This is a genomic window from Kytococcus schroeteri (assembly GCF_042433515.1).
Taxonomy (GTDB): Bacteria; Actinomycetota; Actinomycetes; order Actinomycetales; family Dermatophilaceae; genus Kytococcus; species Kytococcus schroeteri.
This window is the reverse complement of the sequence record NZ_JBHLVH010000010.1, coordinates 22,221-43,205: the sequence shown is the minus strand read 5'-3', so window position 1 is coordinate 43,205 and position 20,985 is coordinate 22,221. Positions and strand designations below refer to the sequence as shown.

The window sequence follows — 20,985 nt, the reverse complement described above, 5'->3', positions numbered from 1 at the left end:
TGGACCGGTACATGGTGTCACGTGGGTCACGTCGCGGGGCGGAGGTGGACCACGTCCGCCGCCTGGAACTCGCGCGGCCCCTCCCCCGGCTCCCCGGCGACCTCCACGAGCAGCCCGCCCGAGGGCGCCAGACCGGTCGCCGTGCCCCGGACGAGCTCACCGCCGGGCAGGTGCAGGTCCACCTCCTGGCCGAGGGTGGCGCTCACCGCGGCCAACCGGTCGGTGAGCGGGCCGTGCTCGGCGTCCGCCAGCTCGGGGGAGACCCCCTCGGCCAGCCAGGCCGCGTGCCACACGGCCAGCCGGTGGAGCACCCCGGTGAGCACCTGCTCGCGGAGGTCTGCCGGGGGCACCCAGCCGGGGCCGTGGACGGCACGGAGCTCGTCGCAGACGCTCGCCGAGCGCCCCGCGGCCTCGGCCGACAGCCCCGCGGTGGGCCACACGTTGAGGCCGATGCCGGCCACCACCGAGCGGCCGCCCTCCCCCACCTGGCACAGGATGCCGGCGAGCTTGCGCCCGGAGGTCCGCGAGAGCACGTCGTTGGGCCACTTCACCCCCGTCGGCAGACCCAGGGCCGCCAGCGCCTCGTGGACCGCCGCCCCCACGCAGAGCGGCACCTGCCCCCAGCGCGGCGTGCGACTGGCCGCCAGAGCGAGGTCCACGGCATCGACCCCGCCGGTCAGGGGCAGCACCACCGAGACCGCGATGCCGGAGCCCGGCGGGTTCTCCCAACCGCGCCCCAGCCGTCCCCGGCCGGCGGTCTGGTGGTCGGTGGAGACCGCGCGCCAAGGGGTGCCGTCGGCCAGGGCCAGCGGTTGCGTGCTGGGGAGGCTGGCGTGGTGCACGAGACCGTCGGCGAGGTCGGACAGCGCGCGGCCCACCGGGTCGTGGACCGGGCCGCGGTCCGCGGCCAGGGCGCGCAGGGCGCCGCGCACCGCCGGCAGGTCGAGGCGGCTGTGGGGGTCCTCCAAGTCCTGGGGGGCAGGGCTGTGGTCGGTGTGCGAGAGGTGGGTCACAGGCCAACGTTAGGGTGGCGCGCATGACCGAGCACGGATCCGCGGGCAGCGAGCCCGAGATCGACCTGACCACCACCGCCGGGCGACTGGCCGAGTTCGAGCGCCGCCGGGCCGAGGCCCTGCACGCCGGCTCCGAGCGCGCCGTCGAGAAGCAGCACGCCAAGGGCAAGAAGACCGCCCGCGAGCGCATCGACGCCTTCCTGGACGAGGGCTCCTTCGTGGAGCTCGACGAGTTCGCCCGCCACCGGTCCACCAACTTCGGGCAGCAGAAGAACCGCCCCTACGGCGACGGCGTGGTGACCGGCTACGGCACCGTGGACGGCCGCACCGTGTGCGTGTTCGCCCAGGACTTCACCGTCTTCGGCGGCTCCCTCGGCGAGGTCTTCGGCGAGAAGATCGTCAAGGTCATGGACCTGGCGCTGAAGATCGGCTGCCCCGTGGTGGGCATCAACGACTCCGGCGGCGCCCGCATCCAGGAGGGCGTGGTGGCCCTTGGCCTGTACGCCGAGATCTTCCGCCGCAACGTGCACGCCTCGGGCGTCATCCCGCAGATCTCGCTGGTCATGGGCCCCTGCGCCGGTGGCGCCGTGTACTCGCCGGCCATCACCGACATCGTGGTGATGGTGGACCAGACCAGCCACATGTTCATCACCGGGCCGGACGTCATCAAGACCGTCACCGGTGAGGACGTGACCTTCGAGGACCTCGGCGGTGCCCGCACCCACAACTCGGTGAGCGGCGTGGCCCACTACATGGCCAGCGACGAGGCCGACGCGCTCGAGTACGTGCGCGAGCTCATGGCCTACCTGCCGCAGAACAACCTCGACGAGGCGCCGGTCTTCGAGGCCGAGGACGCCACGGCCGACGTGGACGAGGCGCTCGACACGCTCGTCCCGGACTCGGCGAACATGCCCTACGACATGCTCACCGTCATCGAGTCGATCGTGGACGACGGCGACTTCCTGCAGGTGCAGGAGCTGTTCGCGGCCAACATCATCTGCGGCTTCGGGCGTGTGGAGGGCCGCTCGGTGGGCGTGGTGGCCAACCAGCCGATGCAGTTCGCCGGCACGCTGAACATCGACGCCAGCGAGAAGGCCGCCCGCTTCGTGCGCATGTGCGACGCGTTCAACATCCCGGTGCTGACGCTCGTGGACGTGCCCGGCTTCCTGCCCGGCACCGACCAGGAGTTCGGCGGCATCATCCGCCGCGGTGCCAAGCTGCTGTACGCCTATGCCGAGGCCACGGTGCCGCTGGTCACCGTCATCACGCGCAAGGCCTACGGCGGCGCGTACGACGTGATGGGATCCAAGCACCTGGGTGCGGACGTGAACTTCGCGTGGCCCACCGCGCAGATCGCCGTGATGGGCGCGCAGGGGGCGGCCAACATCCTGTACCGCAAGCAGCTGGCGGCCGCCGAGGCCGAGGGCGGCCCGGAGGCGATGGAGGCCGAGCGCGCCAAGCGGATCGCGGAGTACGAGGAGACGCTGGCCAACCCGTGGATCGCGGCCGAGCGCGGCTACGTGGACGCGGTGATCCGCCCGGCGGACACCCGCGCCGAGGTGGCCAAGGCCCTGCGGGCGTTGCGCACCAAGCGCGAGACGCTGCCGGCCAAGAAGCACGGGAACATCCCGCTGTGAGCCCGGCGACGCGGGAGGCCGGGGACGCGTCTGCGGTCCCCGGCATGGAGGACGCGGCTTCGACTGCGGCTGCGGACGCGGCTGGCACGGCCGGTGAGCCCGTGGTCACGCTGCCGGCGGACGCCTCGGCCGAGGAGGTGGCCGCCCTGACGGTGGTGTTCTCCGCCCTCGGTGGTGGCGAGGCCCCGGCCGTGGAGCGCACCAATCGCTGGGGCGTGCCGGGTTCCGGGGTCCGCGGTGCCGTGGTTGCCGGACCGGGCGCCTGGCGGGCCTCCGGCCTCCCCCGCTGAGACCCGGCGGCACCCGACGGCGCAACCGGTTCACCTCTGGAGCGCGCCAACGCCGACTGTGGGCAACCGGTTGACCCCGTGACTGTCATGGGGTCAACCGGTTGCCCACAGTCGCCTGAGGTGGTCCCACGCCACCTGACCGTTCAACGATCTCGCCGTTCCCCATCGGCTCGGCCACGGGCCAGCGCCACGAGGAGTGCCTCGCGCAGCTGCGCGGGGCGTCGGAGGTCTCGAGCCGTGGCGCGGATGACCGCCCACCCGGCAACCTCCAGCAGCCGGGTCCTCGAGATGTCGTGCTGCCACTGCCGGCGGTCGGTGCGGTGGTGGTCGCCCTCGTACTCCAGGACCACGCGCTGGTCGCGCCACACCAGGTCGCCGGTGGCCAACCATTGGCCGTCGACGTCGAGGACGGGCGCATTCACCGCCGGCGCCGGCACTCCCCATGTGAGCACGAGGAGCCGCAGGCGGCTCTCCGGTGCGGAGGCGGCTCCGGCATCGGCCTGCGCGAGGGCGCGCAGGGCCCGGGAGTTGCCCTTGCTCCCGGCCCGCAGCCTGCTCGCCAGGAGGTCCGGGGTGACGAGGCCCTCCACCGGGCAGCGCCGCCCGAGGACCGCGTCCGTCAGGGCCACGTGGTCCGCCTCCCCGAGCACGACCGCCATCTGCGCCCACGTCTGGGCGAGCGAGGTGCAGCGCGTCTCGCCCACCTCAGCCACCGTCAGGCCCCTCACCCGATGCCCCTTCACACCGCGACGACGGGGCGGGGTGAGCGGGGGCTCCACGCTGACGTGAACGGGCTCGTGCGGTGTCCACATGCTCGGCAGCGGGAGTCCGTGGAGCCGAGCGGCCGTCACGTGGCTGAGCACGCAGTGGGCCGGCAGCACCTCGAGCACAGCCCGGGCAACCTCATGGCACCGTGTGGCCGAGGTGACCAGAAGGCCCTGGGTCGGGCTCCAGGCCCCCGCGTCCTGCAGCGCCACCCGGCTTGTGACGCGGCCTTCCGGCGTGGTCACGCGATGGCCCCGAGTGGTCCGGTATGCCTTGAACGACGCTCTGTCCATGGCCGGATGCTGGCTGATCCGTCCGCCTCAGGGCACTCGTCATCCACAGCCGTGACCCCACGCAGCCAACCGTGGGCAACCGGTTGACCCCACGACTGTCGCGAGGTCAACCGGTTGCCCACGGTGGCCAGAGGAGGGCGGCCAGGGAGGGGCAGACGCCCCTCAGCCGCGGCGGGCCAGGGCCTCCACGTGGCGCTGGTGGTACATCGACGGCAGGCAGGCGGCCTCCACCAGGGCACGGGAGGCCTCGAGGTCCCCCATCGCGCCGGCGAAGGCGGTCCGCATCGTCACGCCGTGCACCGGGGCCCGGCCCAGCTCGATGCGGTCCCCCGCCCGCACCACGCCCGGCTCCACCACGCGCAGGTAGGTGCCGCACCGCCCCCGCGCGGTGAACCGCTTGAGCCAGCCCCGTTCGTCGAGCCACGCGGCGAAGGTGCGGCATGGCCGGCGCGGGACCGACACCTCCAGCAGTGCCGTGCCGATGCGCAGCGGCTGGTTGACCACGAGCGCCTCCAGGTCGATGCCGGTCGTGGTCAGGTTCTCCCCGAACGCCCCGCAGGCGAGCTCCCGTCCCAGCTCGCCCTCCCAGTGGTCGAGCTCCTCGCGGGCATAGGCGTACACCGCCTTCTGCGCCCCGCCGTGATGTTGGCTGTCGCCCACCACGTCGCCGCGCACGCCCGGCCCGTCGCCGTAGGCCGGCCCCGGCGTGAACAGCTCCAGCTCCCCCACCGGCCGCTTGTCGATGCCGCTCACCCGGTCGGCACCGCCCGGGTCCGGCTGCGGGTGGGCCAGGTTGGTGGAGAGCACGTGCGGGTCCATGCGCGCACGGTAGCCGCGGTGGACCCGCCACGCGGCGGGCCGGGTGCCGAGCCGCGGGAAAGTGGCTGACGCGCGCCCGCCCGGCGGGGTACCGTCCGCCTGTGACCCAGGACACTGCACCCCAGACCGCCCCCGCCCGCGAGAGGACGGCGATCGACGCCATCGCCGACGCCCACCTGGCCGCCGAGGTGGCCCTCTCCCCCACCGCCGCCACCTACCTCGGTGTGCCCGGCGACGAGACGCGTCTCGACGACGTCTCCCCCGCGGGCCTCGCGAAGCAGGCCGAGCTGGTGCGCGACACGCTCGCGAAGCTCGACGCCGCCGAGCCGGTGGACGAGACCGACCGCGTGACCCTGGAGGCCATGCGCGAGCGCCTCGGCCTGGAGCTGGAGATGCACGAGGCGCTCATCCCGCACGGGGCGCTGAACAACATCGCCTCCCCGCTGCAGGGCTTCCGCGACGTGTTCGACCTCATGGCCACCGACACCGCCGAGCAGTGGCGCACCATCGCCCAGCGCCTCGGCGCCGTGGAGGGCGCGCTGGACGGCTGGTTCGCCTCCCTGGCCCACGCCCGCGAGGCCGGCAAGGTGCCCGCACAGCGGCAGGTGCGCGCCTGCATCGGTCAGTGCGAGGACAACTCCGCTGACGGCGGCTTCTTCGACGCCTTCGCGCGCGACGCCCGCCTCGAGGACGGCTCCGACCTGCCCGCCGACGTCCGCGAGCTGCTGGAGACCAACGCCCGCGCCGCCAAGGATGCCTACGCCGCCGCCGGTCGCCGCTTGACCGAGGAGGTGCTGCCCACCGCGCGCGAGGAGGACGCCTGCGGCATCGAGGCCTACCGCTTGCACTCCCGCTACTTCCTGGGCGCCGAGGTGGACCTGGAGGAGACCTACGCCTGGGGGCAGGCCGAGCTGGCCCGCATCGACGGGCTGATGCGCGAGACCGCCGAGCAGATCAAGCCCGGCGCCACGGTCAAGGAGGCCGTGGCCGTGCTCGACGCCGACCCGGCCTACCAGCTGCACGGCAAGGACGCCCTCCAGCAGTGGATGCAGGGCAAGGCCGACGAGGTGATCGAGAAGTTCAGCGGCGTGCACTTCGACATCCCCGAGCCGGTGCGCACCATCGAGTGCATGATCGCCCCCACCGAGACCGGCGGCATCTACTACACCGGCCCGTCCGACGACTTCTCCCGCCCGGGGCGGATGTGGTGGTCGGTGCCCAAGGGCGTCACGGAGTTCTCCGCCTGGCGCGAGCTGACGACCGTCTACCCCGAGGGCGTGCCGGGCCACCACCTGCAGGTGGCGCAGACGGTGTACCGCAAGGAGCTGCTCAACGGCTGGCGCCGACTGGCCGCGTGGACCTCCGGGCACGGCGAGGGGTGGGCGCTGTACTCCGAGTGGCTCATGGCCGACCTGGGCTGGATGGACGACCCGGGCAACCGCATGGGTCTGCTCGACGGTCAGGTGCTGCGCGCCGCCCGCGTGGTGCTCGACATCGGCTTCCACTGCGGCTTCGAGGCCCCCGAGCTGGTGGGCGGCGGCCAGTGGGACTACGACAAGGCGTGGGCCTTCCTCACCCACTACGTGAACATGGAGGAGGGCTTCCTGCGCTTCGAACTGGACCGCTACATGGGCTGGCCGGGCCAGGCGCCGAGCTACAAGATCGGCGAGCGCCTGTGGCTGGAGCTGCGCGACGAGTGCCGCGCGCGTGCCGAGGCCCGCGGTGAGGAGTTCGATCTCAAGGCCTTCCACCGCCGGGCGCTGGACCTGGGCGGCATGGGCCTGGACACCCTGCGCGAGGCGGTGCTCCGCGGCGCATGAGTCGCTCCCCCGACGGTGGGCGCGGGGCGAGGGGGCTCCCGCCCGCCGGCACCGTCACCGGACGGCCCGTGCCCTGCCCTGCGCCGCCCGACGCGTTCTACGACCTGCTGGTCGACCCGCGCCGCCGCCCGGAGTGGCAGTCCTCCCTGCGCCGGGTCGATGCCGTGCGCCCCGCCGGGGGCGGCCCGGTGGCCTCGTCCGGCACCACCTGGCGGGACGTCACCGTGGTGCCGGGCATCACCCCGTCGATGCGGTTGACCGTCGCCGAGCGCCCGACCCACTGGGTCGAGGAGGGCCGCTTCGGGGCGTTCCGCGCCTGGCTGCGGCTGGACCTCCTGCCCCACGGCGCAGGTTCGCAGGCCGTGCCGCGGTTCGTCGTCCACGGGCCGCTGGGGCTGGGCCGGCTGCTGACCCTCACGGCGGTGCCCGCCATCCGGGCGGACCTGCACCGGGCCGCAGCGCTGGCCGCCGGCGCCTGAGCTTGGGTGGGCCGGCAGCATCCGGTGACTCAGCGGGATACCGGCGACGGGCGGGTCTACCGTGGCCGCATGAGCGCACACCCCACCTCCGCCGAACTTCCCGTCGCCACCGGTGTGATCGCCGGCGCCCCGATCCACGAAGGGAAGGTGCGCGGCACAACCGTGGTCTCCGACGACCACGTGCGCACCGTCTGCTTCGCCATGGACGCCGGCACCGAGCTGGCCGAGCACAAGGCCGCCCACCGCATCAGCATCACCGTGGTGGCCGGACGGATGCGGTTCACGGTGCACGGTGAGGACCACGAGATGGTGGCCGGTGACGTGGTCAACCTGCCGCGGATGGTGGAGCACGCCGTCCTCGCGGAGGAGCCGACGCATTTCGTGCTCACCATGCACATCGGTGCCTGAGGGCTACCCACGGCCCACTAGCCTCGGGGCATGACCCACACCCCTGAGGCCCCCTCCCCCGACGTCACCCCCGGCCACCGTCTGGTGCTCGCCAGCCAGTCCGCCTCACGTCGCGCGCTGCTGGCCGCGGCCGGCATCGAGGCCCGGGTGGAGGTCTCCGGGGTGGACGAGGACGCCGTCCTGGCCCGGGCGGAGCAGGTCCGCGGCGAGGCGCTGGCCCCCGAGGAGGTGGCGCTGCTGCTGGCCCAGGCCAAGTGCGAGGCCGTGGTGCCCCAGGTGGAGGACGACGCGGACGCGTGGGTGGTGGTCGGCTGCGACTCGGTGCTGGAGGTGGACGGGCGGGTGTTCGGCAAGCCGGGCACGCCCGAGGTGGCCGCCGAGCGCTGGCGGGCGATGCGGGGGCGCACCGGCGTGCTCCACTCGGGCCACTGGCTGGTGGACCTGCGTGACACCGACCCCGACGGCGAGGCCGGCTCCGGCGCCACCCTGGGCGGGGTGTCGTCCACGACCCTGCACTTCGCCGACGTCACCGACGAGGAGGTCGACGCCTACGTGGCCACCGGGGAGCCGCTGCACGTGGCGGGGGCGTTCACGCTGGAGGGGCGCGCCGCGGCGTTCATCACCCGTGTCGAGGGGGACCCCAGCGGGGTGCAGGGCCTCTCGATGCCGGTGCTCCGCGACCTGCTGGGCGAGGCCGGGCTCGGCGTCCACGAGTTCTGGGGCTGAGACCCCACGCACGAGGGTGGCGCGGGCACCTGTCCGCGCCGCCCTCGTCGTCGCTGGATCGAACCCGCTCAGGCCCCGGGCCGGTGGTGGCGTCCGATGGGGACCATCAGCGGCGTCCCCGCCACCGGGTCCGTGACCACCTGGCTGTCGATGCCGAAGACCTCGTAGATCACCGCGGGCGTCATGACCTCCTGCGGGCTGCCGGCGGCCACGAGCCTGCCCCCCGCCAGCGCGATGAGGTGGTCGGCATAGCGCGCGGCCAGGTTGAGGTCGTGCAGCACCATCACCACGGTGGTGCCCTTGCGCTGGTTGAGATCGGTGAGGAGGTCCAGCACCTCCACTTGGTGGCGCACGTCCAGGTAGGTGGTGGGCTCGTCGAGCAGCAGCACGCCCGTCTCCTGGGCCAGCGCCATCGCGATCCACGCCCGCTGGCGCTGGCCGCCCGAGAGCTCGTCCACCGGACGGTCGGCCAGCGCCGTCACCTCTGTCGCCTCCAGCGCCTGCGCCACGGCTCGGTCGTCCTCGCGGCTCCACCGCGCGAACATCCGCTGGTGCGGGTGACGGCCCCGCCCCACGAGGTCACCGACGGTGATGCCCTCAGGGGTGACCGGCGACTGCGGGAGCAGGCCCAGCCGCCGGGCGAGCTGCTTGGCGGGCATGCGGTGCACGTGCTCGCCCTCCAGCAGCACCTGTCCGTTGCGCGGCCTGAGCAACCGGGACATGGAACGCAGCAGGGTGGACTTGCCGCAGGCGTTGGGTCCGACGATGACCGTCACCCTCCCCTCCGGGAGGCCCAGGGTGAGGTCCTGGACCACCACGTGGTCCTGGTACCCGAGCGACAGCTCGTGCACCTGCAGGACGTCGTCCTCGCGGACGGCCGTGCCGGGGGTCTCCGAGACGGTCACAGGCTGCCTCCAGTGCGGTTGGTGCGGATGATGAGGTACAGCAGGTAGGGGGCGCCGAGCACGCCGGTCACCACTCCCACCGGGTAGCGGAAGGGGGTGAGGTTCTGCCCCACCCAGTCGGCGCCCAGCACCAGTGCCGCGCCCGTGAGCGCGGCCGGCAGGAGCACCGAGCCGTTCGGTCCCACCACGCGTGCGGCGATGGGACCGGCCAGGAAGGCCACGAAGGCGATGGGGCCGGTGGCCGCCGTGGCGATGCAGATGAGCGTCACCGCGGACAGGATCGCGAGCATCCGGCTGCGCTCCACGCGCACTCCCAGGGCAGTCGCGGCGTCATCGCCCAGCTGCCCGATGCTGATCTCCCGCGCGTTGGCCAGCAGAACGGTGCCCAGCACCACGACCGCAGCCGCGGGCAGCACCACCGAGGCCCAGGTGGCACCGTTCAGGGTGCCGGTCAGCCAGCGCAGGGCCTCGGCCAGCTGGGCCCGCTGCGCCTTCTCCAGCTGGATGGCCACCACGCTCTGCAACATGGCGGCCGCGCCGATGCCGATGAGCACCAGGCGCGTGCCGTGCAGACCTCCCCGCCACGAGAGCAGGTAGACCACCGCGGCCACGCCCAGGCCCGCCAGGACCGCCATGACCGAGACCCGGGTGTCGGTCCATCCCATCGAGATGATGCCGATGGCCGCCGCAGCGCTCGCCCCGGCGGTGATGCCGACGACGTCGGGGCTCGCCAGAGGGTTGCGAAGGATGGTCTGGAAGGTGGCGCCGGAGAGCCCGAACGCGACGCCGGCAACGGTCGCCATGGCCACCCGGGGCATGCGGAGCTCGCCGACGATGAACTCGGCCCCACCCGCGTCATCGCCGGTGGCGACCGCCCACACCTCTCCCAAGGAGTAGGCGGGGTCGCCGAGCGTCAGGCTCACGCCCACCAACGCCACGACCACGACGCCCAGCGCGAGCGTGCTGCCCGCCCAGCGCAGTTGCCGGGCACGGCGTCCGGACCGGACCAGCTCCTCGGTGGTGCTCACAGCTCCCTCACCTTGTTGCGTCGCACGATGGCGATGAAGAACGGCGCCCCCACCAGCGCGGTGATGATGCCCACGTCGAGCTCGGCCGGCGGGGTGACCACTCGCCCCAGCACGTCGCTCGCAGTGAGCAGCACGGCACCGCCCAGGGCGCTGAAGGGTACGAGCCAGCGGTGGTCGATGCCGATGAGCAGGCGGAAGAAGTGCGGGACGACCAGGCCCACGAACCCGATGGGGCCGGCCACGGCGGTGGTCGCACCGCACAGCACCACGGCGGCCGCGCTGGCCACAACGCGGGTGATCCACACGCGCTCGCCCAGGCTGGCCGCCACCTCGTCGCCGAGCCCCAGCAGGTTCAGCCCCCGGCTGACTGCCCAGACGACCACGAAGCCCACAGCCAGGAAGGGCAGCACGTGCAGCAGCACGGCCTCCGTGGCGCCGCCCACGCCGCCGATCTGCCACGAGACCACGTTGAGGCCGATGTCCTGGCGCGGCAGCACCACGGCCGAGACCATCGCTGTCAGGGCCACGGTGAACGCCGCACCGGCCAGGGCCAGCTTGAGCGGGGTCGGGCCGCCCCTCCCCATCGAGCCGATGACGTAGACGGTCACGGCGGTGACGGCCGCACCGGCGATGGCCACCCAGATGAACGATGTGGGCTGGGTGAGCCCGAACCAGGCGATGCCGACGGCCACCGCCAGGGAAGCGCCGGCGTTGACCCCCAGGATGCCGGGGTCGGCGAGCGGGTTGCGGGTGACCGCCTGCATCACCAGACCGGAGACCGCCAGGGCGGCACCGGCCACCATCGCCAGCGCGGTGCGTGGCACCCGCTTGGCCACCGCGGCCTGGTCGAAGCCGTCGACGTCGCCGGTGATGCCGGCCCAGACGTCGTCCAGTCCGACCGAGCGCGAGCCGATGGCGACCGACATCCACGCCGTCACCAGCAGCACCGCGACCATGACCAGCAGCACGAGTCCACGCAGGCGGCGCACCCGCGCCAGCGCCGTCACGACGGACGGGTGGGCGACGTCCGGGGTCCCCGAGGGGCCCGCGGTCGACTGGACCGCGGGCCCCTCGGGCTGTGTGGGCTCCGTCACTTGGCGGACGAGGCCTTGGCGCCGGAGGCCTTGGCACCAGACCCCTCACCGGCCAGCGCCTTGGAGATCTCCTCGACGTACAGCGGCACGTTCTCCGGGATCGACAGCGCGGTCGGGTTGGCAGCGGCGCCCACGGGGGACTCGCCGTCGAGGGCCACGATGGCCTTGTTCTTGACGGCCGGCAGCTGCGAGAGCACCGGGTCGGCGGACAGCGCCTCGTAGAGCTCCCCGCCGCCGTAGGTGATGATCACGTCGACGTCGGCCAGCTCGTCAGCCTTCTCGGTGCTGATCTTGCCGGCGTACTTGCCCGGCTCGCTGTGCTTCTTGATGCTGTCGGGGATCTTCATGCCCAGGTCCTCGAGGAACTTGGAACGGGTGTCGTCGGCGGCGTAGAAGTTGATCTCCGAGAGGTCCGTGAGGTCGACGTGCGTCATGAACATGGCGCTCTTGCCCTTGATCTCCGGGTGCTCGGCCACGGCCTTCTCGATCTCGCCCCTCAGCTCGTCCACCAGTTCCTCACCCTCGGCCTCCTGACCCAGGCCCTTGGCGTTCTGGAGGATGGCCTTGTCCCACTCGGTGGCCCACGGGGCGTCCGGGAAGGCGATGGTCGGGGCGATCTTGCTGAGCGTCGCGTAGTCCTCCTCGGACATGCCCGAGTAGCCCGCCAGGATCACGTCGGGGTCCGACTCGGCGATGGCCTCGAAGTCGTAGCCGTCGGTCTCGTCGAACAGCACCGGGGCCTTGGCACCGAGCTCCTGCAGAGCCTTGTCGGTCCACGGCTGGATGCCGTCGCCGTTGTCGTCGCCCCAGGTCATCTTGGCCATGCCCACCGGGGAGATGCCCAGCGCGAGCGGGGTCTCCTGGTTGGCCCAGTCGATGGTGGCCACGCGCTCGGGCTCCTCCTCGACGGTGGTGCTGCCGAAGGCGTGCTCCACGGTCACGGGCTCCCAGGCAGCGTCCCCACCCGACTCCGCCTCGCTGGAGGACTCTGCCGGGCTGGAGGACCCGGCCGCCTCGCTGGAGGAGTTGCTCGCCTCCTTCTCGGAGTCACCGCCACAGGCGGTGAGGGTGAGCGACAGGGTGGCCAGCAGGGCCACGGAGGAAGCCGAACGACGCATGGAGGATCTCCCCTTCTCGGAAATGGATAAGGAGAGGCTACCCTACGTTCATCCCTGCTCGAGTCGACCCTCCTCGGCTTCCAGCTGGGCCATGAAGTCACGCTTGCCGGCCTGCCACTCGTCCTCGGTGCAGCCCGTGCGCCAGTAGCCCGAGATGCTCACATCCGCCTTCGACAGGCCGTGCTCCACGAAGAGGTGGCGACGCATCTCCTTGACCATCTCCGCCACGCCGTGGACGAAGACCTGCACCCCCTCGGGCAGTCGCCCCCTCTCCCTGACCGCGTGCGCAAGCGCGTGCCCGTGAGCGGTCCCGTCGCGCAGCACCCGGTGGAGCTCGATGCCCTCTCCCTCGGGCAGCTCGGGAACGGCCTCGGCGGTGGACACCTCCACGAAGACCTGGGCGGTGCCGCCGGTGGCAATGATGCGCTCCATGGCGGCCGCGACGGCGGGGATCGCCGACTCGTCACCCGCCAGCAGGTGGTGGGCCTCCGGCGTCGGCGACCACGCTCCACCGGGTCCCAGGAAGGTGATGCGGTCGCCCGGCTGCGCGGAGGCTGCCCAGGGGCCGGCCAGCCCCTCGTCCCCGTGGCTCACGAAGTCCAGGGCCATGCGGCCGTTCCGCACGGTACGGACCGTGTAGGTGCGCGTGACGGGCCACCACTCGCGAGGCTGCTCGGCCTGCACCTTCTCCCGATCCACCGGGTGGCCGTAGGGCGCACCTGCGGGAGGGAAGAGCAGCTTCACGTAGTGGTCGGTGTGCTCCAGTTCCGACAGCGCGCCCACGCCCTCGCCAGTGAGCCACACCCGCACCATCTCGGGCGTGAGCCACTCCACGGCATCTACACGGGCGCTGCGGACGGGGCGGGGCGGGCGACCCCCGGGCCCGGACCCGGGGACTGACTGCTGCGGGGGCTGGGACATGACACTCCTCACTTGGACTTAGGTAAGGCTAAACAAATCTCCTCAGAACTCGCCGCAGGTGTTCACCGGGGCCTTCCCGGAGAACACGGTGCCGAAGAACACCGACTGGCTCAGCGAGTGCGGCACGTAGCCACCCACGTGGGTGGGCGTGGCCGCCGAGTACAGCCGGACGCTTGCCCCACCCGTGCACCACTCCCGGGCCATCTGGCGCCCCTGCGCGTAGGGCAGCGTGTCGTCGGCGAGCGAGTGCGTCACCACCGAGGGCACCGCCGGCGCCACGGAGCCGAGCCGGTTCGCGCGCACCGCGGCGGCGAGCCGCTCGTCGGTGGCCAACAGCTCGGCGAAGGACCGGCCGTCACGGGTGAACTCGGAGGTCTTCTGGAAGGCCTGGGTCAGCGCCCACGGCACGCACTGGGTACGTGCCTCGGCGACCTTCGCCAGCCCCCGCTCGTTGAGCACCCGCTCGAGATCCAGGTCGTACTCGGCATCCAGACCCGCCAGGGCGAACCAGGCCAGGCCGGACATCATCGTTCCGTCCACCTTCGGCGCCACCTCCGCGAGGTCCGCGGCCGGGGCCCCGACGGCGGCGCCCCGCACGTCGAGCTCCGGGGCGTAGGTGGGTGCCAGCTCGGCTGCGGCCGCCGAGGCCGCCCCGCCCTGGCTGTACCCGGTCAGGCCGACGCGGGCTCCCTTCACCCCGAAGGCGTCGGTGCCGGTGACGGCCCGGGCGGCGTCGAGCAGCGCCCGGCCGTGCGGGGTGCGCGCCATGTAGGTGTGCTCCCCCTCGGTGCCCAAGCCCTGGTAGTCCGTGACCACCACGGTGTAGCCGGCGCGCACGAGATTCCGGATGCCCTCGAGCTCGTAGTACTGGTTGAGCGATGCCGAGCGGGAGGGTGCGCACTGGTCGCCCAGGCCCTGGGTGCCAGGGGCCAGCGCGACCACGGGGCGGGTGCCCTCGCCACGCCACGGCGCCTTGGGCGTGAGCACGAAGCCGGAGGTGGCCACGGTGCGCCCGTCCGACGCGGTGGAGGTGTAGAGCAGGCGCTCGGCGGAGTACTCGATGGTGTGCGCGCCGGCCGGGTCGAGGAGGAACTCCATCGTCTGGCGGCGCAGCAGCCGACCGGGGGCGTCGGGCATGTCCGCGGGGGTCTCGTAGAAGGCCGGGTCCACCGGATCGGCGGTCGGTGCGGCGGCGGTGGTGGTCGTCGCCCCCAGCGGGGTCCCGGCCCCGGCGGAGACGGGAACAGCCAGGGCGGCGGTGAGGCACAGGGTGAGGGTGGGCAGGGCGCGGCGCACGGGGGTCCTTCCGAAGCGTGTGAACAGGGGCCTTCGGGATCAGACCACAGGTCACGCGCCCGACACAGGGCGTCACGCCCACCATGACCATGTCTTGACGATGCCGCGTGGGCGCCTCCGGCATCACATGGGGCGCAGCGTGAGGTCCAGGCTATTGCCGTCCCGGGCACCGCACTCCACCGGTACGCCCGCGGCGCTCCGCCCACGGCCCGCCGAACCGACCCTGGTGCCCCTGGGGCGTCCCGGACCTGCGCTGGGGCGATGGTGGTCCGGGACGCCACGGTGCGGTTCATCACTGGAGTGGACGACACCGCCGGCGGGGGGGGGGCACGGGATCCTCGCGCACCATCCCCGGCAGCTCCGTGCGCTGCTTTCCGCCCATGCTCACGTCCTTGCCCGGTGGGCCTGCAGCCAGCCCTCACTCCGGGGCGGCCGAGGCGTCGATGGACGCGCGGGTCCGCCTCTCGACCGTCGAGAGGCGGACCCGCGCGTCAGGTGGTGGGAGGTCCGCGCCGGTCAGACCGGCGGCACGTCCCGGCGGCGGGTCGAGAAGTGGCGCTCGCGGCCGCGGGCGAACTCCAGCCGCTTCAGCAGCTCCTCGCGCAGCGCGTCGGCCTCGATGATGCCGTCGATCACCAGGTCGGCCGCCAGGCGCTCGAGGTCCACGTCCTTGACGTACTCCTCACGCATCTGCAGCACGAACTGCTCACGCGCCTCGGGGCCCTGCTCGGCCTCGATCTCGGCGATCTTGTTGGCGTACACCGCGTTCACGGCCGCCTCCGGGCCCATCACTGCGATGCGGCCGGTGGGCAGAGCCAGGGTGGCGTCGGGCGCGAAGCCCGGACCCCCCATCGCGTACAGGCCGGCACCGTAGGCCTTGCGCACCACGATGCAGAACTGCGGCACCGTGGCCGACGAGACGGCCGAGACCATCTTGGCGCCGTGGCGGATGATGCCGGTGCGCTCCACCTCGGAGCCGATCATGAAGCCCGGCACGTCCACGAGGTAGACCAGCGGGATCGAGTAGGCGTCGCACAGCCAGATGAAGCGCGCCGCCTTGTCGGCCGAGTCGGTGAACAGCACGCCACCCTTGACCGCCGAGTTGTTGGCCACGATGCCGACGGTGCGGCCGTCCATGCGGGCGAAGCCGATGACCAGCTCGGGGGCGAACAGCTCCTTGATCTCGAAGAAGCTGTCGTCGTCCACCAGGCCGTCGATGACCTCGTGCATGTCGAACGGCACGGACTCTGCCTCCGGGACCGTGGTGCGCTCCAGCGGGTACGCCGGCTCCTCGGCCTCGTAGGGCTCCAGCTCCGTGTGCCAGTTCTGCGGCACGTAGCTGAAGTACATGCGCGCGGTCTCGATGGCCTCGGTGTCGTCGGCCACGAGGATGTCACCCACGCCGGAGACGGTGCAGTGCATGCGGGCACCACCCATCTCCTCCAGGGAGACCTTCTCGCCCACGACCATCTCGGCCATGCGGGGGCTGCCCAGGTACATGGAGGCGTTGCCCTCCACCATGATCACCACGTCGGTGAAGCTGGGGATGTACGCGCCACCGGCGGCCGACGGGCCGAACAGGCAGCAGATCTGCGGCACCTTGCCCGAGAGCGCCACCTGGTTGTGGAAGATGCGCCCCGCGCCACGGCGGCCCGGGAAGAGCTCCACCTGGTCGGTGATGCGGGCGCCGGCGGAGTCCACGAACCAGAAGACCGGCAGCTCCTCGCGCAGCGCGGTCTCGGTGGCGCGGACGATCTTCTCGACCGTGCGCGCACCCCACGAGCCCGCCTTCACGGTGGGGTCGTTGGCGATGACGATGGCGGGGCGTCCGTCCACGGTGCCGCGCCCGGTGACCACGCCGTCGGCCGGCAGGCCGGTGGCCGTGGCGTTGGCGTAGCGGCCGTCCTCCACGAACGAGCCCTCGTCGAAGAGCAGCGCGATGCGATCGCGGACGTAGAGCTTGTTCTGGGACTCGAGCTTGGCGGCGGCCTTCTCAGTGGGCGCCCCGGAGGCCGCGTGGGCCTCGTTGAGGCGGCGCCGGACGTCGGCGACCTTCTCGTCGCCGCCGGGGGTGGCGTCGGCGAAGGGCTGCACGCCGGGGGTCTCGCCTGCGTTGGTGGTGGTCGTCATCGGTGGATCAGGCCTCCAGACCCAGGCCACGGGCGATGAGCATGCGCTGCACCTCGCTGGTGCCCTCACCGACCTCGAGGATCTTGGCGTCGCGGTAGAAGCGGGCCACGGGGTACTCCTCCATGAAGCCGTTGCCGCCGAAGACCTGGGTGGCGATGCGGGTGGCATCCATGGCGGCCTCGGTGGAGTACAGTTTGGCCACGGACGCGGCCATCTTGACCTCCTGCATCGAGCGACGGCCGGCGTCGAACTCGTCCTTGAGCCAGGCGGCCTTGTAGGTGAGCAGGCGCGCGGCGTCCACCTTGACCTTGAGGTCGGCCACCTGGAACGAGACGCCCTGGTAGGCGCCGATCGGCTTCCCGAACGCAGTACGCGTCTTGGCGTACTCGGTGGAGTGCTCCAGGCAGGCCTGCGCCAGGCCGACCGCGAGCGCCGAGATGGCGATGCGGCCGTCGTCGAGGGTCTTGAGGAACTGCTTGTAGCCCTCGCCGCGAGCGCCCAGCAGGTTGGCCTCGGGGACGCGGCAGTTCTCGAAGGTCAGGCCATGGGTGTCGGAGATGTGCCAGCCGAGCTTGCGGTAGGCCGGCTCCACGGTGAAGCCCGGGGTGCCGGACGGCACGATGATGGCGCTGATCTCCGGCTTGCCGTTCTCCTTGGTGCCGGTGCGGGCGGTGACGGTCACGCAGGAGGTGATGTCGGTGCCCGAGTTGGTGATGAACGCCTTGGCGCCGTTGATGACCCACTCGCCGTCCACGACCTCGGCCTTGGTGCGGGTGCCGCCGGCGTCGGACCCCGCGTCCGGCTCGGTGAGGCCGAAGCCGGCCAGGGCGCGGCCGGCCACGAGGTCGGGCAACCACTGCTGCTTCTGCTCGTCCGAGCCGTAGGTGAGGATCGGGTTGATGCCCAGGCCCACACCGGCCGAGAGCGTGATGCCCATGGACTGGTCCACGCGGCCGAGCTCCTCGATGGCCAGGCACAGGTAGGTGAACGGGCCCTCGTCCTCCAGGCCGGCACCGCCGTACTCCTCGGGGACCACCAGGCCGAACAGGCCCATCTCGCCCATCTTGGGGATGAGCTCGGTCGGGAAGTAGGACTCGGCGTCCCACTTCTCCACGTGCGGGGCGATCTCCGCCTCGGCGAACTGGCGGACGACCTGGCGGAAGTCCTCGTGGTCCTTGGACAGTTCGAACATGCTCCAGGCCTTTCGTGGCGGGGTCAGGGGGGCGGTGCGTCCGGGCGCGTCGAGGCGCCCTCGCGCCGTGGCGCGGGTCACACCATCGCAGAGCATAGGTGGTGCCGAGGAGGTCGGGTCACCGCCCGGCCAGGAAGGCGTCCACCTCGGCGGCCGTGGGCACCGTGGCCGGCCCGTGGCGGGTCACCTTGAGCGCCCCGGCCGCGTTGGCCCGGCGCGCGGCGGCCACCGGGTCAGCACCGGCCGCCAGCTCGGCGCACAGCACGCCGGTGTGCGTGTCGCCCGCACCGTTGGTGTCCACCGGATCCTGCGGGAAGCCCGGCACGGCCACCACCGCTCCCCCGTCGCCCACGGCACAGCCCTTGTCGCCGTCGCGCACCACCACGAGGCACCCGGCCGACAGGAGCCCGGCCACCTGCGCGGCGAGCTCGGCCATGTCGGTGTCGGCGGGGGCACCCACCAGGGCCTCGGCCTCCTCGGCGTTGCTGCTCCACACGTCGGTGAGGGCCAGCACCTCGCGCTGCAGGGCGGCGTCCAGCCCCTCGAAGGCCGCGCCCGGGTCGAGCACCACCCGCACGCCCGTCGGCAGCCCGCGCAGCCAGGCCAGCAGCGGGTCGCGGGTGGGCTCCAGCAGGCTGTACCCGCTGACGCACACCAGGTCGCCGTCCACCGGCTCGCTCGTCTGCAGCGACTCCGGGCTGATGACGCGCTCGGCCCCCATCGCGGTGACGAAGGTGCGCTCGGCCGAGGGCTCCACGAGCACCACGCACACCGCCGTGTCCTGGTCGGGGACCTCCGGGCTGGTCAGCGCGATGCCGTCGGCCGCCAGCGCCTCGCGGACCAGGTCGCCGTTGGGCCCGGCCCCCACCGAGCCGGCGTGCACGGCATGGGCGCCGGACCGGGCCGCCGCACGCAGGATGGTCACCGCGCCGCCCACCTCCCGCGTGGTGCTGGAGGCCATGACGTTGCCGCCACGCCGCGGAAGGGCGGGCACGTGGACGACCTCGTCCACCAGGGCCTGGGCGGTGTGGATGACGCGCGGGGTCCTCGACATGCCCCAAGGGTGCACCACGCCGTGCCCGGTACGGCGTGGATCGCGCGCGAGGTGTGGGCCGCGCCACGTTAGAGTGCCGCCCATGGCTCCTGTGACCTCCGTGCTGATCGCCAACCGTGGCGAGATCGCCGTCCGAATCGCCCGCGCCTGCGCCGATGCAGGCATCCGTTCCATCGCCGTGTACGCCGACGCCGACCGCGACGCGCTGCACACGAAGGTGGCCGACGAGGCCTATTCCATCGGGGGCAACACCCCGGCGGAGTCCTACCTGGTGGTGGACAAGCTGCTGCAGGTGGCCAAGGACGCCGGCGCGGACGCCGTGCACCCCGGCTACGGCTTCCTGGCCGAGAACGCCGACTTCGCACAGGCCGTCATCGACGCCGGCCTCACGTGGATCGGCCCCTCCCCGCAGGCCATCGACTCCCTGGGCGACAAGGTGAAGGCACGCCACATCGCCGATGCCGCCAACGCGCCCCTGGTGCCGGGCACCAAGGACCCGGTGGAGTCCGCCGAGGAGGTGCTCGCCTTCGCCGACGAGCACGGCCTGCCGGTGGCCATCAAGGCTGCCTACGGCGGCGGTGGCCGCGGCCTCAAGGTGGCCCGCACCCGCGAGGAGATCCCCGAGCTGTACGACTCCGCCGTGCGGGAGGCCGTGTCGGCCTTCGGTCGCGGCGAGTGCTTCGTGGAGCGCTTCCTGGACTCCCCCCGCCACGTGGAGACCCAGTGCCTGGCCGACCAGCACGGCAACGTCGTGGTGGTCTCCACCCGCGACTGCTCGCTGCAGCGCCGCAACCAGAAGCTCGTGGAGGAGGCCCCGGCCCCCTTCGTGACCCCGGAGCAGGACGCCGAGCTGCGCCGCGCCTCCAAGGACATCCTCAAGGCCGCCGGCTACGTCGGCGCCGGCACCTGCGAGTACCTCATCGGCACCGACGGCACCATCTCCTTCCTCGAGGTGAACACGCGCCTCCAGGTGGAGCACCCCGTCACCGAGGAGGTCACCGGCATCGACCTCGTGCGCGAGCAGTTCCGCATCGCCGCCGGCGAGGAGCTGGGCTACGACGACCCGGAGGTGCGCGGCCACTCGTTCGAGTTCCGCATCAACTCCGAGGACGCGGGGCTGAACTTCATGCCCTCCCCCGGCACCGCCACCACGCTGCGCACCCCCGCGGGCCCCGGCGTGCGCGTGGACTCCGGCATGGTCGAGGGCGACACCGTGGCCGGTGCGTTCGACTCCATGCTGGCCAAGCTCATCGTCACTGGCCGCACCCGCACCGAGGCCCTCGAGCGCTCCCGCCGCGCGCTGGACGAGTTCGTCGTCGAGGGCATGCCCACCGTGCTGCCCTTCCACCGCGCGGTGGTGCGTGACGAGGCGTTCGCCCCGGCCGACCCGGAGCAGCCGTTCAGCGTGCACACCCGCTGGATCGAGACCGAGTTCGAGAACACCATCGAGCCGTACTCCGGCCCCACCGCGGAGGCCGAGGAGAAGGCCCCGCGCCAGGAGATCCTCGTGGAGGTGAACGGCCGCCGCATGGCCGTGACCCTGCCCGGCGACCTGGCCCTGGGCGGTGGCGGCGCGGCCGCCGGTGGCGCCCGCAAGAAGGCCCCCAAGCGCCAGCGCGGCGGCGGTGGTGCCGCGGCGGCCTCGGGTGACGCCGTGACCGCACCGATGCAGGGCACCATCGTGAAGGTGGCCGTGGAGGAGGGCGCGACGGTGGCCGAGGGCGACCAGGTGGTGGTGCTCGAGGCGATGAAGATGGAGCAGCCCATCAAGGCGCACAAGGCCGGTGTGGTGACCGGGCTCAAGGCCGCCGTGGGCGAGACCGTGAACAACGGTGGCGTCATCTGCGAGATCAAGGACGCCGAGTGACCGCTCGCTGAGCGCCGCCCGGCGCACGCGAAGGGGCCCACTGACCTGTCCGGTCGGTGGGCCCCTTCGCTGTGTGCCCGGCGCCCCCGGGTCCTGCCCGGCGTGTCCCCTCTCGGACGTCGATGCCCGG

The 20,985-nt window shown here is 72.6% G+C and carries 19 protein-coding genes; 7 read left to right on the top strand and 12 right to left on the bottom strand.

Annotated elements, in window-relative coordinates:
• Positions 1–26 precede the first annotated feature (26 nt).
• A complete protein-coding gene (locus ACFFHC_RS04365) occupies positions 27–1,013 on the bottom strand; it encodes a biotin--[acetyl-CoA-carboxylase] ligase (RefSeq protein WP_070704182.1) in 987 nt (328 codons plus the stop codon).
• A gap of 23 nt (positions 1,014–1,036) precedes the next feature.
• Here ACFFHC_RS04365 and ACFFHC_RS04360 point away from each other — a divergent pair, with 23 nt between their 5' ends.
• Both ACFFHC_RS04360 and ACFFHC_RS04355 read left to right on the top strand, forming a co-directional pair.
• Complete coding sequence (locus ACFFHC_RS04360; RefSeq protein ID WP_070704179.1) at positions 1,037–2,650, top strand: acyl-CoA carboxylase subunit beta; 1,614 nt, start codon at positions 1,037–1,039, stop codon at positions 2,648–2,650.
• Positions 2,647–2,940: an acyl-CoA carboxylase subunit epsilon gene (locus ACFFHC_RS04355; protein ID WP_238329882.1), complete on the top strand. Its 294-nt coding sequence runs from the start codon at positions 2,647–2,649 to the stop codon at positions 2,938–2,940. Before ACFFHC_RS04360 ends, ACFFHC_RS04355 begins: the two co-directional genes overlap by 4 nt.
• 143 nt (positions 2,941–3,083) lie before the next feature.
• Here ACFFHC_RS04355 and ACFFHC_RS04350 read toward each other — a convergent pair whose 3' ends face one another.
• A complete protein-coding gene (locus tag ACFFHC_RS04350; RefSeq protein ID WP_141494313.1) occupies positions 3,084–3,668 on the bottom strand; it encodes a DUF559 domain-containing protein in 585 nt (194 codons plus the stop codon).
• A gap of 492 nt (positions 3,669–4,160) precedes the next feature.
• Positions 4,161–4,817, bottom strand: coding sequence for an MOSC domain-containing protein (locus ACFFHC_RS04345; RefSeq protein WP_070704171.1), 657 nt, complete (start codon positions 4,815–4,817; stop codon positions 4,161–4,163).
• Between the two features lie 101 nt (positions 4,818–4,918).
• Between ACFFHC_RS04345 and ACFFHC_RS04340 the strand changes: the two genes are divergently transcribed.
• From ACFFHC_RS04340 to ACFFHC_RS04325, 4 genes are all read left to right on the top strand, one after another.
• A complete protein-coding gene (locus ACFFHC_RS04340) occupies positions 4,919–6,637 on the top strand; it encodes a DUF885 domain-containing protein (protein ID WP_379803332.1) in 1,719 nt (572 codons plus the stop codon).
• Positions 6,638–6,705: 68 nt separating this feature from the next.
• The gene (locus ACFFHC_RS04335) at positions 6,706–7,116 is read left to right on the top strand and encodes an SRPBCC family protein (protein WP_181443105.1); all 411 of its coding nucleotides are present in this window, start codon (positions 6,706–6,708) and stop codon (positions 7,114–7,116) included.
• A 69-nt stretch (positions 7,117–7,185) separates the two neighbouring features.
• Positions 7,186–7,524, top strand: a complete 339-nt coding sequence (locus ACFFHC_RS04330; protein ID WP_070704162.1) for a cupin domain-containing protein — start codon at positions 7,186–7,188, stop codon at positions 7,522–7,524.
• 30 nt (positions 7,525–7,554) lie between these two features.
• The gene (locus tag ACFFHC_RS04325) at positions 7,555–8,250 is read left to right on the top strand and encodes a Maf family protein (protein ID WP_070704159.1); all 696 of its coding nucleotides are present in this window, start codon (positions 7,555–7,557) and stop codon (positions 8,248–8,250) included.
• A gap of 68 nt (positions 8,251–8,318) precedes the next feature.
• Here ACFFHC_RS04325 and ACFFHC_RS04320 read toward each other — a convergent pair whose 3' ends face one another.
• From ACFFHC_RS04320 to ACFFHC_RS04280, 9 genes are all read right to left on the bottom strand, one after another.
• On the bottom strand, positions 8,319–9,107 hold the full coding sequence (locus ACFFHC_RS04320; RefSeq protein ID WP_070704209.1) for an ABC transporter ATP-binding protein: 789 nt from the start codon (positions 9,105–9,107) through the stop codon (positions 8,319–8,321).
• A gap of 44 nt (positions 9,108–9,151) precedes the next feature.
• On the bottom strand, positions 9,152–10,183 hold the full coding sequence (locus ACFFHC_RS04315; protein ID WP_101849942.1) for a FecCD family ABC transporter permease: 1,032 nt from the start codon (positions 10,181–10,183) through the stop codon (positions 9,152–9,154).
• Positions 10,180–11,190 (bottom strand): FecCD family ABC transporter permease, encoded by a 1,011-nt coding sequence (locus ACFFHC_RS04310; RefSeq protein WP_070704206.1) that lies wholly within the window; start codon positions 11,188–11,190, stop codon positions 10,180–10,182. The genes ACFFHC_RS04315 and ACFFHC_RS04310 overlap by 4 nt, the downstream gene beginning before the upstream one ends.
• Positions 11,191–11,273: 83 nt before the next feature.
• Entirely contained in the window at positions 11,274–12,395 is a 1,122-nt protein-coding gene (locus ACFFHC_RS04305; RefSeq protein WP_070703575.1) for an iron-siderophore ABC transporter substrate-binding protein, read from the bottom strand.
• 48 nt (positions 12,396–12,443) lie between these two features.
• Positions 12,444–13,316 carry a siderophore-interacting protein gene (locus ACFFHC_RS04300; protein WP_070703574.1) on the bottom strand — a complete coding sequence of 291 codons (873 nt, stop codon included), beginning with the start codon at positions 13,314–13,316 and terminating at the stop codon, positions 12,444–12,446.
• Positions 13,317–13,358: 42 nt separating this feature from the next.
• Positions 13,359–14,612, bottom strand: a complete 1,254-nt coding sequence (locus tag ACFFHC_RS04295) for a lipase family protein (RefSeq protein WP_083323420.1) — start codon at positions 14,610–14,612, stop codon at positions 13,359–13,361.
• 516 nt (positions 14,613–15,128) lie between these two features.
• Positions 15,129–16,742: an acyl-CoA carboxylase subunit beta gene (locus ACFFHC_RS04290; RefSeq protein ID WP_070703572.1), complete on the bottom strand. Its 1,614-nt coding sequence runs from the start codon at positions 16,740–16,742 to the stop codon at positions 15,129–15,131.
• Positions 16,743–16,749: 7 nt separating this feature from the next.
• Complete coding sequence (locus ACFFHC_RS04285; protein WP_070703571.1) at positions 16,750–17,934, bottom strand: acyl-CoA dehydrogenase family protein; 1,185 nt, start codon at positions 17,932–17,934, stop codon at positions 16,750–16,752.
• Positions 17,935–18,052: 118 nt separating this feature from the next.
• The gene (locus ACFFHC_RS04280) at positions 18,053–18,988 is read right to left on the bottom strand and encodes a PfkB family carbohydrate kinase (protein WP_101849939.1); all 936 of its coding nucleotides are present in this window, start codon (positions 18,986–18,988) and stop codon (positions 18,053–18,055) included.
• A gap of 82 nt (positions 18,989–19,070) precedes the next feature.
• On the opposite strand from ACFFHC_RS04280, the gene ACFFHC_RS04275 reads away from it, so the two are divergent.
• Positions 19,071–20,855 (top strand): acetyl/propionyl/methylcrotonyl-CoA carboxylase subunit alpha, encoded by a 1,785-nt coding sequence (locus ACFFHC_RS04275; protein ID WP_141494316.1) that lies wholly within the window; start codon positions 19,071–19,073, stop codon positions 20,853–20,855.
• The last annotated feature ends 130 nt before the right edge of the window (positions 20,856–20,985 follow it).

Coding starts and splice junctions, on each gene's coding strand:
- ACFFHC_RS04360 (WP_070704179.1), top strand. CDS start 1,037: ATGACCGAGCACGGATCCGCGGGCAGCGAGCCCGAGATCGACCTGACC.
- ACFFHC_RS04345 (WP_070704171.1), bottom strand. CDS start 4,817: ATGGACCCGCACGTGCTCTCCACCAACCTGGCCCACCCGCAGCCGGAC.
- ACFFHC_RS04330 (WP_070704162.1), top strand. CDS start 7,186: ATGAGCGCACACCCCACCTCCGCCGAACTTCCCGTCGCCACCGGTGTG.
- ACFFHC_RS04325 (WP_070704159.1), top strand. CDS start 7,555: ATGACCCACACCCCTGAGGCCCCCTCCCCCGACGTCACCCCCGGCCAC.
- ACFFHC_RS04305 (WP_070703575.1), bottom strand. CDS start 12,395: ATGCGTCGTTCGGCTTCCTCCGTGGCCCTGCTGGCCACCCTGTCGCTC.
- ACFFHC_RS04300 (WP_070703574.1), bottom strand. CDS start 13,316: ATGTCCCAGCCCCCGCAGCAGTCAGTCCCCGGGTCCGGGCCCGGGGGT.
- ACFFHC_RS04290 (WP_070703572.1), bottom strand. CDS start 16,742: ATGACGACCACCACCAACGCAGGCGAGACCCCCGGCGTGCAGCCCTTC.
- ACFFHC_RS04285 (WP_070703571.1), bottom strand. CDS start 17,934: ATGTTCGAACTGTCCAAGGACCACGAGGACTTCCGCCAGGTCGTCCGC.
- ACFFHC_RS04280 (WP_101849939.1), bottom strand. CDS start 18,988: ATGTCGAGGACCCCGCGCGTCATCCACACCGCCCAGGCCCTGGTGGAC.
- ACFFHC_RS04275 (WP_141494316.1), top strand. CDS start 19,071: ATGGCTCCTGTGACCTCCGTGCTGATCGCCAACCGTGGCGAGATCGCC.